Below are 15,482 nucleotides of genomic sequence, written 5' to 3'. Positions count from 1 at the left end.
CCGAGTTGTTTACGCTAATGTCTTGGGAACAGACAGAGATTTGTTATTATAGCGGAAATTCACACTTAACGGATAGCCTAAAATTGACCATGTTGGCAAAACCTCACTTTCGATTTAAACAATTCAGTGTTTGGCACGACCAATGCGCAATGAAAGTAAGTACTGACGGTATTTTATTAGGCGCTTGGGCTTCTATCACCCCAAATACTAAAAAAGTATTAGATATTGGTACCGGCACGGGCTTGTTGTCTCTAATGTTATCGCAACGTTTACAAAGCCAACATTCAAACAAAACAAACCCAAACACCAGAACTCCCACGAATATTGAACAACAAGTGCGTTTGCAAAGTGACATTAGCGCCACAGATATCAGTATTACTGCCGTTGAGTTAGATCAACTTGCTGCGAACCAAGCATCGTTTAATTTTGACCAAAGTCCCTGGAACAACTTACTAAATGTTGTTAATGACGATATCCGAAGTTGGAATGAACAAACAACTGACAAGTTTGATTTGATTGTATGCAATCCGCCTTATTTTAGTGATTCACTCATTGGCGATGATAATGCCAGAAATAAAGCTAGGCATAATGACAGTTTGCCGTTTGGGGATTTGCTAGCCGTCGTAAAAAGTCGACTAAAAGACAACGGCACCTTTGAATTAATTTTGCCTTGCGATGAAGCACTTACTTTCTTAAATCTTGCCGCTGACTTGGCCTTTAAAAAGCTTGCGCTTACTTACGTGAAAACAACGCCAAATAAAGCACCTTCGAGAACATTGATAAAGCTTGGTTTAAAAACTGGTTCTTTTGAAGGCCATAACAACACAAATTTACACCCCCCTGTGGAAAACGTTGATGTTGATGTTGATGTTGATGTTGATGTTGATGTTGATGTTGATGTTGATGTTGATGTTGATGTTGATGTTGATGTTGATGAAGTCATTATTCGTGATGAAAATGGCAAATATAGCGCTAAGTTTACAAATTTTTGCCGTGCTTTTTATCTAAAAATGTCCGATTAAACCACCTTCTATTTAATCGCTTACCATCTTCTGGCATTATTGCCCTACCTCAGAGCTTTGCGGCTCTATTTGTTAATCTGTTAACGATAAGAAAATAATATGAAAAAACTCATTAACACCCTGTGTGCATTAGTTGTTGCTTTTTGCTCTACAGCACATGCTGAAAAACTAACACTCGAACGAATTTATGACGATCCTTCATTATCTGGAACGGCGCCTCGTAAATTAAAACTTTCACCTGACGGACAACGCGCTACTTACATTCAAGCCCGTGAAAACGACTACAACCGTTTTGACCTTTGGCAATACAATGTAGAAACTGGCAAGCGCTCAATGCTAGTTGACTCAGAAGCTTTATATTCTGGCCCTGAAAACTTGTCGGATGAAGAAAAAGCGCGTCGTGAACGCCAACGTATTTTTGGTAAAGGCATTCTAGAATACACATTCTCAGCAGACGGCACCGCTTTATTGTTCCCATTAAATGGCGACATCTTTTACTTTAAGCTAGGTACGGAAAAAGCGAAAAAGCTAACTAACGGTGAAGGTTTTGCTACCGACGTTAAGTTTTCGCCTAAAGGCACTTTTGTTTCTTTTGTTCGTGACCAAAACTTATATTTAATTGATATTAAAACAGGTAAAACAAGAGCCCTTACAACAAGCGGTGGTGATACTACTAAATTCGCGATGGCCGAATTTGTTGCTCAAGAAGAAATGGGCCGCATGACTGGTTACTGGTGGGCACCTGATGAGTCTACAATCGCATTAACAAAAGTAGATACAACGCCAGTTCAAGTTGCAACTCGCAATGAAATTTACGCCGACAGTATCAAGCTATTTAACCAACGTTACCCATTTGCTGGTACAAATAACGTGAACATCGAACTAGGTTTGTTAGACGTATCTAAGTCTGAAAACGCTATTCGTTGGGTTGATTTAGGCGCTGAAAAAGACATCTACATTACTCGCGGAAAATGGTTACCTACAAGCAAAACGTTTAGCTACCAATGGCAGAACAGAAAGCAGCATAAATTAGAGCTGCGTTTTGTTGAACGTGATTCTCTAAAACAAACAGTCGCCATTACTGAACAATCTGATACTTGGATTAACCTTCATGAAGCTCTAGTTTACCTAGACGATAGCTTTTTATGGGCGTCTGAGCGCGATGGTTTCCAACATATTTACCACTATGACTACAATGGCAAACTACAAGCTCAGCTTACTAAAGGCGAGTGGATTGTAGATGCCTTAGAAGGCGTTGATAAAAATACCGGCGATGTTTATTTTACAGGCCGTAAAGACACGCCAACTGAGCGTCACTTATATAAGGTAAACCTAAACAAACCACAAGACATTACTCGTGTATCTAAGCGAAGTGGCTTTCACAGCATCACCTTCTCTAAAGACTCTAGTATTTATTTAGATTCATACTCAAATACTGCACAGCCAACTCAAGTAAGTTTACATAAAGCCACTGGCGAAATGCTAACGTGGATGGAACAAAACCAGGTTAATAAGCAACATGCTTTATATCCATACCTTTCGGATTGGGTGAAGCCTCGCTTTGGTACGTTAACCGCTGAAGATGGTCAAACTCTTCATTACAGAATCTTTGAACCACAAGGCTTTAAAGGTAAACGCCCAGTTGTAAACTATGTATATGGCGGTCCACATGCGCAGTTAGTAACAAATAGCTGGAGCAGCCGTAATTTCATTCTTCAACATTTAGTTCAAAAAGGTTACGTGGTATTCCAACTTGATAACCGAGGTTCTTATAACCGTGGTAAAAAGTTTGAAGATCCAATTTACCAGCACTTAGGCGATATTGAATTAAAAGATCAGCTTGTAGGTATGGACTACGTTAAAACGTTAGACTTTGTAGACCCAGAACGCATTGGTGTTTATGGCCATAGCTACGGCGGTTACATGACTATCATGAGTATGTTTAAAGCAGCAGATGTGTTTAAAGTAGGTGTTTCTGGCGCTCCTGTTACCGACTGGACGTTATACGATACTCACTACACTGAACGTTATGCAGGTCACCCTGGCGTTGATGGTAAAGACTACGATAAGAGCAACGTATTTATGTATGCTGATGGCCTACAAGGCGACTTATTGATTTATCACGGCATGGCCGATGACAACGTACTATTTACGCATGCCACTAAGTTATTCAAACACTTACAAGATCTTGGTAAAGAATTTGACGTAATGACTTACCCAGGCAGTAAACATAGTATTCGCGGTAAAAAGACAGGCCTTCACTTGGCAAAAACTATCGTTCGATACTTTGACAAGAACCTGTAATTTCGCCTGAAGCTACAAATACTTAATCAAGCCACTATTCTGTAGTGGCTTTTTTATATCTGCACACTTGGCTATATAGTTCCGTTTATCTGGTTTTTTGTTTCGTTTATCTTGTTTTCACTTAACTATTTTATGTTATGAGTATCACGACTTTTAAATATGAGTTAGCATGTTTGCCTCTCGCGCAGGGCTCAAAGCACCTCATTAAAATATAAGTACACAGTCAAAAGGGAAAGTTAGATGTCTAAAATGTTAATCACTCTTGGTTTAGTTTTTGTATCCTTGGTTATGTCTCCATCGTCTAAAGCTGAAGAAACTGAAAGTGAACCTGGTATCCATGATAAAGGATCGTTTTTTGCTTATTGGGGATGGAACCGCGGTTATTACTCTACGTCAGATTTAACACTCGAGGGTGACAATTATAAATTTGAGTTAAACGATATTAGCGCTTCGGATCGTCCTTCAACCATTGGCATAGACCCGTACTTAAACCCTTTTGATATGACTCGCCCACAAACTAACTTTAGAGTTGGGTACTTTTTTGCTGACAATTATTCTGTATCCTTTGGTGTTGATCATATGAAATACATCATGGATCAAGAGCAAACGGCAGAAATCACTGGCCAAATTAATGTAGGTAGTGAGTTTGATGGCACGTATAATAATGAACCATTTTATCTTGGACACAAAGATGAAGAAGGCGATGTTACATTCTTAGCTTTTGAACACTCAGATGGTTTAAATTATCTAAATGCAGAAGTGACGCGCTTTGATCAACTTCATCACTTTAGCGAGAACTTAATTGTTTCTAGCCTGCTAGGTGGCGGTATTGGCGTTATGTTGCCAAAAACAAATGCGACGTTGCTTAATAATGAACGCCACGATGACTTCCACTTTTCAGGTTGGGGAACACACATTAAAGGCGGTTTAGAATTGAGTTACAAGTCGTTTTTCTTCCGTTCTGAAGTTAAATTAGGCTATATAGATATGCCAGATATTAGAACCACTGAATTTGAAGCGGACAGCGCATCGCAACACTTTAGGTTCACGGAATGGACGTTTGTTTTAGGTAGTTATTTTTAAGATCCTTATTTTAAAGTCGTTCTTTTTAAAGTAGCATTTTCAAAGTACAGTTACTAAAAACTGATCGTACAGAAACATCGAGTACAGCGGCATTTTCTAGGAGCCTCTCCTAACCTTTGAATATTATTAATTTAAAGGAATGAAAATGCCGTTTTTTATTACACTGCTTATCTGCTTAATAATTGTTTTTGCCCCTGTTGTATTAGCATCAAAGTCTACTCCCCAAGTCATGTTAGCAAGCACAAAAATGCTGGCGTCATTACCCAATAACACGTCTGGGTTCTATATTAGTGAAAAGTACGATGGCGTAAGAGCTTATTGGACTGGCAGTCACTTCTTAACTCGGCAAGGCAACACTATCAATGCGCCGTCATGGTTCACAAAGGACTTCCCTAGCGAAGCACTTGATGGTGAACTTTGGATATCCCGAAACAACTTTGACAGTGTTTCAGCAGCCATAAGACGGCATAAACCAAATCACAATGAGTGGCGCATGATTAAATTTATGGTGTTTGATATACCTATTCACAATCTGGCGTTTTATCAAAGAAAAGAGCGCTTACTCGAACTATTCAATCGCAATAAACCTTTGCCCAATGTTGAGCGAACTCTAGAAGATGACACTACGAGTCCAGCACCTGACTTTCCAACTTGGCTGCAGCTAGTATCTCATTTGGTCTTCGATACAAAGGTAGAGCTTGAAGGTTACTTTAACTCCGTAATAAAAGATGCTGGCGAAGGCATTATGGTGAATGTAGGGAATGCCACCTACGAAGCAGGCCGAAGTAAAAACATATTCAAAGTTAAACCTCTTTATGATGCTGAGGCCGTTGTAACAGCTTACCAACCAGGAAAAGGGAAATATAAAGGATTGTTAGGTGCACTTTGGGTTCGTAATAATAAAGGTCAAATATTTAAAATTGGCTCGGGCTTTACCGATGAAGAACGCCGTTCTCCACCCAAAGTGGGCGCCGTTATTACTTATGAATACTCTGGATTTAGCAAAACAGGGCTACCTCGTTTTGCGCGATTCTCCAAAATAAGAACTGACTTATAACACAACAATAACTTGCTGTGGGTTGCGGGTGTTATTAACGCCTGTACAAAAAGCCCAGCTATTGGATTCAAACCAAAGTAGCTGGGCTTTTAACATGAAATAATATTCAATCTATTTCATGGCAAATAAAATTTAGATTATTACCAAATTTTAACGCGTTTTTCTTCAGGTAGATAATGAGCATTACCCGGTTTAACATCAAACGCTTCGTAGAACTCTGGCATGTTTTGAACAATGCCATTCACACGATAGCGGCTAGGTGAATGAGGGTCTGTTACTAGGCGTGTACGAAGTTCTTCGTCACGATATAGACGACGCCATACTTGTCCCCACCCTAAGAAAACACGTTGTTCACCAGTGAAACCATCAAGTACTGGAGATGGTTTACCATTTAAAGACATTTTATAAGCCTTAAATGCGATAGTTAAGCCACCTAAATCACCAATGTTTTCGCCAAGTGTTAAGTCACCGTTTACAAACTCGCCTTCTAACGCTTCAAAACCACTATATTGCTCAGAGAACAACTTACCGCGTTCTTGGAAGTTTTCTTCGTCGGCTTTTGTCCACCAGTTTCTTAGGTTACCGTCGCCATCGTACTTAGCACCTTGGTCATCAAAACCATGGCCAATTTCGTGACCGATAACAGCACCAATACCGCCATAGTTAACCGCATCTTCAGCATCTAAGTTGAAGAAAGGAGGCTGTAGGATTGCTGCTGGGAAAACGATTTCATTTTTAACTGGGCTATAATAAGCATTTACAGTTTGAGGTGTCATGCCCCACTCTGTGTTATCAATTGGACCACCTAGCTTGTCTAAATTCTTTTGAATTTCGAATTCGCTTGCTCGGATGTAGTTACCTACTAAATCACCCGCTTTAATTTCTAATGCAGAGTAATCAGTCCACTTATCTGGGTAACCAATTTTTGGCGTAAATTTAGATAGTTTCTCAAGTGCAGCCACTTTCGTTTCTTCACTCATCCACTCTAGTTCTTTGATGCCTACTTCAAAACCTTTAATTACATTTTGAACAAGCTGCTCCATACGCTCTTTAGCTTCTGGCTTAAAGTGTTTCTCTACGTATAGTTTGCCTAGCATTTCGCCTAGAATTGAGTTTGCACCCGATACGGCTTTTTTCCAGCGAGGTTGTTGCTCTTCAATACCACGCAATGTTGTGCCATAAAACGCAAAATTACGATCTTCAAAGTCTGAAGAAAGCTGTGAAGCATACTCAGATAAAGTGCGAAGCTTCATGTATTCTTTCCATGTCGCTACGTCAATGTCTTTAAACATTTCGCCTAAGGCTTTCATGTAAGTGTTTTGGCTAGCTACTAGCTCTTCAGCAGAAAGGCCCATTGCAGCGGCATATTTATCCCATGCAAAGTCACCCATGTATTCTGAGAACTCAGCTGTAGAGTACTTGTTATATCGCTTGTTCGCATCGCGGCTTTCAACACGAGTCCACATTTTATCAGCTAGTTTTGTTTCTAGTGCCATGATGCGCTCTGCTGCACCTTTAGCATCTTCAACACCTGCCATTTCTAACATATCACCAACGTAAGCTACATAGGCTTCACGGTTTGCTTGGCTTTTTTCATCTTCTTTAAAATAGTAGTCACGGTCTGGAAGACCAAGACCTGATTGACCTACATAAAAGATGTATTGGTCAGATTTTTTAGCGTCGTTGTAAACATAACCACCTAGAGGGCCGCTTACACCTTTGCGATATAACTTACCAAATGTTTCTGCAACGTCGTCATGCGACTTAATGCTGTCGATAGTATCAAATAGAGGTTTAAGAGGAGCAACGCCTTTGGCATTGGCACCTTCTTGATCCATAAATGCATTATAGAAATCACCTAGCTTTTGTTCTTCGCTGCCTACTGCTGCATTTTTCATTGAAGACGCTTCTTCAATTATTAATCGTAGGTTTTTCTGAGCATCATCATATAGTTTTGTAAATGAACCATAGTTAGACTTGTCTGCAGGAATTGTTTGGTTTTTTAGCCAAGTACCGTTGGTATATACGTAAAAGTCTTCCTGTGGAGCAGCATTAGTATCCATGTTCTCTAGTGAAATACCTGAAGTTAACTGCTTTTCTGCTTGTTGTTCTACTTTAACTTCTTGTGATGCTTGTTCTGTTTTTGGTGAGCAAGCTGTCAAAGACATTGCTCCCAACGCTAACGCGACGCCCGCGGCAACCGTAGTTAGTTTTTTCATGTGGTAATCCCCAATTCATGTTATTTTTTTTATAATTAGTTCTAGAGTAATGAAAGCAAATTCAAAGTCAACGACTCTAATTGAATGCCAATCAAATCCTGTAATACCCTTTAAGTTATAACGCGATAACCAAACCAGTCAGGCTTTATAATCTGCCCACCGGGTGATTCAATTAAATGCACAAAATGTTGCCCGTCCAATAGTGAAACCGGAAAACATTCATCCACTTCCATGAGGTTGTCTTTATGCGGAATAACCGAGTCTTTTAACAAAGTTGCTTTGGCTTGTTGCTTAGCATCTTCACTTGAGGCTGCCACAAACAAACCAAACTCATGCAATTCGGTAAACTTTGTAGGCTGGTATCCGCCTAAGTTTACAAAATATAATTTTAACCCTGATGAACACTTTGTGTCGGCGATATCTATTTTGTAACCATCTATGTGGTTTACTTCCATGTAACAATCAATATGCAGATTTTTTCTGTTGCCATACCACTCAGCAATTAACTGCGGAATTGTGTCATCGATAGTATTCCCAACAACGAATCGTACATCATGGACTTCAATATTGGACTGCCCTGCAGAGCCACCTAAATAAACCATAAAGAGTTTCATTTACAAAGTACCCCGAGTTAACGCTTATGAACTTGATAAGCGGTTCTGAAATTATTAAACAATTGCTCTAAAGTATCACCCAATTCCAACTCGCCGTTTTGTCTAAACAACTCAAAAGCCACTTCAACGGTGCTCAAATGATGCTCATGATATGACTCTCTTAATTGGTATGAGCCTTTATTAAAACCAGACAATTGTAAGACTGGAAACTGATCTAAATACGGCGATTTGATAAACATTTTTTTAGCTTGTCGCCAGGTACCGTCCAAAAATATCAATAACGGACGTTTGCCGTTTAGCTCCGCTTGCACTGGAATATTATGAATTTGTCGGTCAGGGTCAGCGGCGTCGTGAACAAATACAATAATGGGATACCAAGCTTCGCTTTCAATTAGAGCTTTTAGGCTTTCTTCTAACTCAGTGCGATGCCAACGAAAGGCATAATTGTCTGGCACTACTTCACAAATTAATTGACCTGTATTGGACGGCTTGTAGTACTCAGCGTGATACATCAACATACACACAGCTATCTCTGTTGGTACTGGCGTAACAGAGCCACAAATACATTCACGTTCCTCCAGCATGCATTCAGAACAGCGTTTTAAAGCCGCCCCTCTTGCCTTGAATTCTTTTTTTGAGAACTGTAATTCGTGCTCTCTTAATCTACGAACTGAATTGATATGTGCCATGTTGCCTGTTAAATACCTAATAATGGAGGTGAAATTACCATGAATATTAAAACGATAATGCTGAAATCTATGCCAACGGCACTTGTCTGTATCACCATTTTAGCACGACTAAAATGCAAAAAGAGCGACCAATGGCCGCTCTCTCAAGTACTTTAGCAATTTACTCTCTAAGAGTAATTTACATAAGTAATTACTTTTTCTTTTTCGCTTTTGGATTAGGAAGATCTGTAATAGAACCTTCGTAAATCTCTGCAGCAAGACCAATTGACTCGTTTAGCGTTGGGTGAGCATGAACAGTTAACGCGATGTCTTCTGCGTCTGCGCCCATTTCAATTGCTAAGCCAATTTCACCAAGCATTTCACCAGCGTTGATACCAACAATTGCGCCACCTAAAATGCGGTGCGTGTCTTTATCAAAGATTAACTTAGTGAAACCTTCTGTACGAGCAGATGCAATCGCACGACCTGAAGCAGCCCAAGGGAACTTCGCCGCTTCAACATTTAAACCTTGCTCTTTTGCTTCTTTTTCAGTGATGCCAACCCAAGCCATTTCTGGATCTGTGTAAGCTACTGAAGGAATACCTTGAGGTTCAAAGAAGTGCTTTTTGCCAGAGATAACTTCGGCAGCAACATGACCTTCATGAACGGCTTTGTGAGCAAGCATTGGTTGACCAATTACGTCACCAATTGCAAAGATGTTATTTACGTTTGTACGTAATTGTTTGTCTACGTTAATGAAACCACGCTCATCAACTTTAACACCCGCTTTGTCAGCATCACAAAGGTTACCGTTAGGCTTACGACCTACAGCAACTAGGATTTTGTCATAACGTACAGGCTCTGCTGGCGCTTTTTTACCTTCAAAAGTAACGTATAAACCGTCATCTTTTGCTTCAACCGCTACAACTTTAGTTGATAACATGATGTTAAAGCGGTTTTTATTGTACTTAGTATAAGCTTGTACAATATCTTTATCTGCAGCAGGAACTAGTTGGTCTAAGAATTCAACAACTGATACGTTTGAGCCAAGTGAACTATACACTGTGCCCATTTCAAGACCGATGATGCCACCGCCAAGAACTAGCATTTCACCAGGAATGTCTTTCATTTCTAGTGCGCCAGTAGAGTCGATTACACGATCATCTTTTGGAATAAACGGTAGGTTAACTGGCTCTGAACCAGCCGCAATAATTGCATTGTCGAAGTTGATGTTTGTAACACCGTCTTTACCTTCAACCGCTAACGTGTTGCTGCCTGTAAATTTACCGTAGCCATTAACTACGTTTACTTTACGCATTTTAGCCATGCCGTCTAGGCCGCCAGTCAATTTAGCAACAACGCTGTCTTTCCAATCGCGAATTTTGTCTAGATCAATTTCAGGCGCGCCAAAGGTAACACCGTGTGATGCCATATCTTTTGCATCATCAATTACTTTTGCAACATGTAATAATGCTTTAGACGGGATACAACCAACGTTTAAGCATACGCCACCAAGCGTTTGACCAGCTTCAACTAACGTTACGTCTAAACCTAAATCAGCCGCACGGAATGCAGCAGAGTAGCCACCAGGGCCAGCACCAAGAACCACTACCTGGGTTTTGATATCGTTGCTCATTATTAACCTCTATCTTTTCAGAGTAAAAGACGAAACTATTCATCTTTTGGGATTAAAACAGAAGGCGCGTTTGCCCCTTCAAAAAATTTGTCTGCAAAGTCTATCACTGCAAAAGTCGAAAGTCCTGTTAGTACAGGACTTTCTTGCAGATTATAGTACTAATTTTCGTATATCGGACAGGACACTTGAAACATGTACTGCAAATCGCGCTGCTAACGCACCATCTATCACACGATGATCGTAAGATAATGAAAGTGGTAGCATTAGTTTAGGCTCAAATTCAGAACCATTCCATTTTGGTTTCATTTCAGATTTAGACACACCTAAAATTCCAACCTCTGGAGCATTAACAATTGGCGTAAATGCAGTGCCGCCAATGCCACCAAGGCTAGAAATAGTGAAACATCCGCCTTGCATGTCTTTTGCAGTTAGCTTGCCTTGACGCGCCTTACCTGAAATCTCCATTAACTCACGAGAGATTTCATTAACGCCTTTTTTGTCAACGTCACGTACAACAGGAACAACAAGTCCGTTTGGCGTATCAACCGCAACACCAATATGAACATACTTCTTAAGTACAATGCTTTCGCCGTCGGTACTTAATGAAGAGTTAAATTGTGGATACGTTAGTAGGCCCGATGCCACTGCCTTCATGATGAATACAAGCGGAGTGATTTTTAAATCCGACTTTTGTTTCGCCAACATTGCGTTTTGTTCTTTACGGAACGCTTCAAGTGAAGTGATGTCCGCTTCATCAAACTGAGTTACGTGTGGAATAGTTACCCAGTTACGATGTAAGTTTGGTCCTGATATTTTTTGAATACGCGTCAAAGCTTTTGTTTCTATTTCGCCAAACTTAGCGAAATCAACTTTAGGCGCAGCCAATACTTGAAGACCACCTTCACCGGCTGCAACACTTGACGCTGCCGTTGCTTTAGGACGTGATAGCTCATACTTAACAAACGACTTAATGTCTTCTGCCAAAATACGACCTTTACGACCTGTGCCTTTAACTTTTGTTAAATCAACACCAAATTCACTAGCAAGTCTTCTTACCGAAGGCGTTGCATGTAGGTTGCCCGACTTGCCATTTCCGCCTACTGATGAAGGATGTGCTAACTGCACAGGTGGAGCTTTAGGAGCAGGTTTGCTCTCTTTAGCTGGAGTATCTTTTGCTTGGTTTGCTGGTGCGCTATTTGTAGATTCTGATTTAGCTGGCGCACTTGATGAGCCTGCTACTTCAATTGTTGCAATCAATGTTCCCATTGCAACTTTGCCACCATTATCAATTTCAAGCGACTTGATAACACCCGCAAATGGTGCAGGCACGTCCATTGTTGCTTTGTCTGTTTCTAGAGTGATAAGGCCTTGCTCAGCCTCCACAGTGTCGCCAACGGCAACTAAAACATCAATAACGTCAACTTCGCCATCGGTACCAATGTCTGGCACTTCTACATTTTTAACTTCTGTAGCGCTCGTTTGTCCACCAGCATTTTCATTTGCTTGAGGAGCTTGGTTTGTATTGGCATTATCCGCTTTAGGTGTGTCCGATGATGAAGAGTCTTCGCCTTCTATCGCCAAGGTCATTATCACTTTACCTTGACCAGCTTTGTCGCCAACAGCGACTTTTAACGAAACAACCTTACCATTTTCTGGCGAAGGTACGTCCATTGTCGCTTTGTCAGTTTCAAGCGTAATTAGGCCATCTTCTTTGCTAACGGTATCCCCTTCAGCAACCAAAACATCGATTACATCAACTTCATCATCTGTGCCAATATCTGGTACTTCGACTTCAATTGTTTTTCCTGCTGAGCTAGATGTTTCTGTTTTGCTATCTGATGCTGGAGCAGCGTCAGCTTTAGACTCTTCTTTAGTTTCTGGTTTTGCTTCAGAAGACTCAGAGCTAGATGCTCCAGCCTCTTCAAGCTTAACCAATAAAGTGCCCTCTGAAACCTTGTCACCAACAGCAACTTTGATTTCAGCAATTTTGCCAGAAAATGGCGCTGGGATATCCATCGACGCCTTGTCGCTTTCTACCGTCACTAACGCATCTTCTGCTTCTACTGTGTCACCAACGGCCACACATAGTTCAATGATTTCAACTTCATCACCGCCCACATCTGGGACTAAAATGTCTTTTAATTCAGCCATCTATTTAATCTCCTCAGGTGCTTATGCGTAAAGTGGGCTAAGTTTGTCGGCATCAATGCCAAACTCTTCAATAGCTTTAGTTACCACTGAAGCTTCAATATCGCCTCTTCGTGCTAACTGACTTAATGCAGCAACAGCAATGTAGTTGTGATCAACTTCAAAGTGGCGACGCAAGTTTGCGCGGCTATCTGAACGACCAAAACCGTCGGTACCCAATACTTTATAATCTGAAGGTACCCAAGCTCTAACTTGATCAGCATAAGACTTGATGTAATCGGTAGCTGCAACAACAGGACCTTCATTACCTTCTAGAACTTCAGTGATATAGGCTTTTTGTGCTGGCGCTTCTGGGTTTAACATATTAAACCTGTCTACTTCTAATCCGTCACGACCTAGCTCGTTAAACGACGGTACGCTGTATACGTCAGAGCTAACATCAAACTTTTCAGCAAGAATCTTAGCGGCTTCACGTACTTGCAGTAAAATGGTACCTGAACCTAACAGTTGAACATTCGCTTTCGCTTTTTTCGGTTCAACACGATCAAGTTTGTAAATACCTTTAACAATACCTTCTTCAACACCTTCAGGAAGTGCTGGCTGAACATAGTTCTCATTCATTACAGTGACATAATAGAAAACGTTTTCGTTTTCACCATACATACGACGCATACCATCTTGAACAATAACCGCTAGCTCATAACCATAAGTTGGGTCATAAGTAATACAGTTAGGTACTGTTCCGAAGTGAGAATGGGTATGACCATCTTGGTGTTGTAAACCTTCACCATTAAGTGTTGTACGGCCAGCCGTACCACCTACTAGGAAACCTCTTGCTTGCGAGTCACCTGCAGCCCAAACCATGTCACCCACACGTTGGAAACCAAACATTGAGTAATAGATGTAGAACGGGATCATTGGCTCATTGTTATTTGAGTATGATGTTGCCGCTGCTAACCAATCTGACATAGCACCTAATTCATTGATGCCTTCTTGTAAAACTTGGCCTTTTTTATCTTCACGATAGTAAGCAACTTGGTCGGCATCTTGAGGCGTGTATTTTTGGCCTCCGTGAGCGTAAATACCCACTTGACGGAATAAACCTTCTAGACCAAAGGTTCGTGCTTCATCTGGAATAATTGGAACAATTCGTTTACCAATTTGTTTGTCTTTGATAACCGCTGACAAAATACGACCAAATGCCATAGTTGTTGAGATTTCACGACCATTTGAACCTTTAAGTATCGCGTCAAAGGCTTTTAAATCTGGTGTATCAACTTCAACGTCTGAATTACGACGACGAGCTGGTAAGTATCCACCTAATGTTTCACGACGACCATGAAGGTATTTCCACTCTTCACTGCCCTCTTCAAACTTAACATAAGGTACATTTGGTAAATCTTCATCAGAGATATCGATATGATGGCGGTCACGATAAGCTTTAAGCGCATCGATATCCATTTTCTTAACACCGTGAGCAATGTTTTTACCTTCACCAGCGTCACCCATGCCGTAACCTTTAACAGTTTTAGCAAGAATAACTTGTGGACGACCTTTAGTTTTAGTCGCGCGGTCATAGGCTGCGTAAACTTTTACTGGATCATGGCCACCACGGTTTAAACGCCAAATATCTTGGTCAGACATATTAGCAACCATCGCTGCTGTTTCTGGCGTTTTAGAGAAGAAGTTATCGCGAGTGAACTTGCCACCTTTCGCTTTGTAGTTCTGGTATTCACCATCAACGGTTTCTTCCATGATATCTAGTAACTTGCCGTCTTTATCACGAGACAGTAATGGATCCCAATATGAACCCCAAATAACTTTAATCACTTCCCAACCAGCGCCACGGAATGTGCCTTCTAGCTCTTGAATAATTTTACCATTACCACGAACCGGACCATCTAGGCGCTGTAGGTTACAGTTAATAATAAACGTTAAGTTGTCCAAACCTTCACGTGCAGCTAAACCAATGGCACCTAGTGCTTCTGGCTCATCACACTCACCGTCGCCCATAAAGCAATAAACACGTTGATCTGAACAATCTTTAATTCCGCGATCCGTTAGATACTTAAGGAAACGAGCTTGATAAATAGCAGCTATTGGACCTAAGCCCATAGATACCGTAGGGAACTGCCAAAAGTCTGGCATTAATTTAGGGTGTGGGTATGAAGATAGACCTTCGCCATCCGCTTCCTGGCGGAAGTTATCAAGTTGATCTTCTGATAAGCGTCCCTCTAGGAATGCACGAGAATAGATACCCGGTGATACGTGTCCTTGAATATAAAGGAAGTCGCCACCTGAATTGTCTTTGTCAGCTTTAAAGAAGTGGTTAAAACCTACATCGTATAGCATTGCAGAAGATGCAAATGATGAAATATGTCCACCAAGTTCTAAATCTTTTTTCGAACCACGCACAACCATGGCAAGTGCATTCCAACGAATGGCGCCACGGATTCTAGCTTCTAAAGTACGGTCGCCCGGCATTTGAGGCTCTTGGCCCGCAGGGATTGTATTTAGATAGGCAGTGGTTGGTGTAAAAGGTAAGTGAGCGCCGTTACGACGAGCCTTATCAATCAATGACTCTAAGATATGGTGAGCACGCTCAACACCGTCAACTTCAAGTACCGCTTCTAACGACTCAAGCCACTCTTGAGTTTCTTGTGGATCTATATCCTGATTTAGAGTTGGATTCTCTGACATATTTCAGGTTCCTATAATTAATAATTTAAAA

The 15,482-nt window shown here is 40.9% G+C and carries 10 protein-coding genes; 4 read left to right on the top strand and 6 right to left on the bottom strand.

The annotated features are described in order from the left end of the window. The first annotated feature begins 17 nt into the window (after positions 1–17). The 4 genes from ABD009_RS11230 (at position 18) to ABD009_RS11215 (ending at position 5,466) form a co-directional block, all read left to right on the top strand. Positions 18–1,022 (top strand): tRNA1(Val) (adenine(37)-N6)-methyltransferase, encoded by a 1,005-nt coding sequence (locus ABD009_RS11230; RefSeq protein ID WP_343825432.1) that lies wholly within the window; start codon positions 18–20, stop codon positions 1,020–1,022. A 99-nt stretch (positions 1,023–1,121) separates the two neighbouring features. After that, positions 1,122–3,326, top strand: coding sequence for a S9 family peptidase (locus tag ABD009_RS11225; RefSeq protein WP_343825430.1), 2,205 nt, complete (start codon positions 1,122–1,124; stop codon positions 3,324–3,326). Between the two features lie 240 nt (positions 3,327–3,566). Continuing rightward, entirely contained in the window at positions 3,567–4,409 is an 843-nt protein-coding gene (locus ABD009_RS11220) for a hypothetical protein (protein WP_196492502.1), read from the top strand. 145 nt (positions 4,410–4,554) lie between these two features. Beyond that, the gene (locus ABD009_RS11215) at positions 4,555–5,466 is read left to right on the top strand and encodes a DNA ligase (protein WP_343825427.1); all 912 of its coding nucleotides are present in this window, start codon (positions 4,555–4,557) and stop codon (positions 5,464–5,466) included. A gap of 140 nt (positions 5,467–5,606) precedes the next feature. Here the strand turns inward: ABD009_RS11215 and ABD009_RS11210 are convergent, their stop codons facing one another. The 6 genes from ABD009_RS11210 to aceE all read right to left on the bottom strand — a co-directional run bounded on the left by ABD009_RS11210 (position 5,607) and on the right by aceE (position 15,451). Continuing rightward, entirely contained in the window at positions 5,607–7,685 is a 2,079-nt protein-coding gene (locus ABD009_RS11210) for a M13 family metallopeptidase (RefSeq protein WP_343825425.1), read from the bottom strand. A gap of 110 nt (positions 7,686–7,795) precedes the next feature. Continuing rightward, entirely contained in the window at positions 7,796–8,299 is a 504-nt protein-coding gene (locus tag ABD009_RS11205; RefSeq protein WP_343825423.1) for a DUF1543 domain-containing protein, read from the bottom strand. Positions 8,300–8,316: 17 nt separating this feature from the next. Beyond that, positions 8,317–8,988: a tRNA-uridine aminocarboxypropyltransferase gene (locus ABD009_RS11200; protein WP_343825421.1), complete on the bottom strand. Its 672-nt coding sequence runs from the start codon at positions 8,986–8,988 to the stop codon at positions 8,317–8,319. A gap of 190 nt (positions 8,989–9,178) precedes the next feature. Next, positions 9,179–10,603 carry a dihydrolipoyl dehydrogenase gene (lpdA, locus tag ABD009_RS11195; protein ID WP_155696234.1) on the bottom strand — a complete coding sequence of 475 codons (1,425 nt, stop codon included), beginning with the start codon at positions 10,601–10,603 and terminating at the stop codon, positions 9,179–9,181. A gap of 150 nt (positions 10,604–10,753) precedes the next feature. After that, positions 10,754–12,754 carry a pyruvate dehydrogenase complex dihydrolipoyllysine-residue acetyltransferase gene (gene aceF / locus ABD009_RS11190; protein ID WP_343825418.1) on the bottom strand — a complete coding sequence of 667 codons (2,001 nt, stop codon included), beginning with the start codon at positions 12,752–12,754 and terminating at the stop codon, positions 10,754–10,756. Between the two features lie 21 nt (positions 12,755–12,775). Continuing rightward, positions 12,776–15,451 (bottom strand): pyruvate dehydrogenase (acetyl-transferring), homodimeric type, encoded by a 2,676-nt coding sequence (gene aceE, locus ABD009_RS11185; RefSeq protein ID WP_343825416.1) that lies wholly within the window; start codon positions 15,449–15,451, stop codon positions 12,776–12,778. Positions 15,452–15,482 lie beyond the last annotated feature (31 nt).

Origin of the sequence: Psychrosphaera haliotis (assembly GCF_039523615.1) — a bacterium.
Taxonomy (GTDB): domain Bacteria; phylum Pseudomonadota; class Gammaproteobacteria; order Enterobacterales; family Alteromonadaceae; genus Psychrosphaera; species Psychrosphaera haliotis.
This window is presented reverse-complemented; position numbering and strand designations above follow the sequence as displayed.

Coding starts and splice junctions, on each gene's coding strand:
- ABD009_RS11230 (WP_343825432.1), top strand. CDS start 18: ATGTCTTGGGAACAGACAGAGATTTGTTATTATAGCGGAAATTCACAC.
- ABD009_RS11225 (WP_343825430.1), top strand. CDS start 1,122: ATGAAAAAACTCATTAACACCCTGTGTGCATTAGTTGTTGCTTTTTGC.
- ABD009_RS11220 (WP_196492502.1), top strand. CDS start 3,567: ATGTCTAAAATGTTAATCACTCTTGGTTTAGTTTTTGTATCCTTGGTT.
- ABD009_RS11215 (WP_343825427.1), top strand. CDS start 4,555: ATGCCGTTTTTTATTACACTGCTTATCTGCTTAATAATTGTTTTTGCC.
- ABD009_RS11210 (WP_343825425.1), bottom strand. CDS start 7,685: ATGAAAAAACTAACTACGGTTGCCGCGGGCGTCGCGTTAGCGTTGGGA.
- ABD009_RS11205 (WP_343825423.1), bottom strand. CDS start 8,299: ATGAAACTCTTTATGGTTTATTTAGGTGGCTCTGCAGGGCAGTCCAAT.
- ABD009_RS11200 (WP_343825421.1), bottom strand. CDS start 8,988: ATGGCACATATCAATTCAGTTCGTAGATTAAGAGAGCACGAATTACAG.
- lpdA (WP_155696234.1), bottom strand. CDS start 10,603: ATGAGCAACGATATCAAAACCCAGGTAGTGGTTCTTGGTGCTGGCCCT.
- aceF (WP_343825418.1), bottom strand. CDS start 12,754: ATGGCTGAATTAAAAGACATTTTAGTCCCAGATGTGGGCGGTGATGAA.
- aceE (WP_343825416.1), bottom strand. CDS start 15,451: ATGTCAGAGAATCCAACTCTAAATCAGGATATAGATCCACAAGAAACT.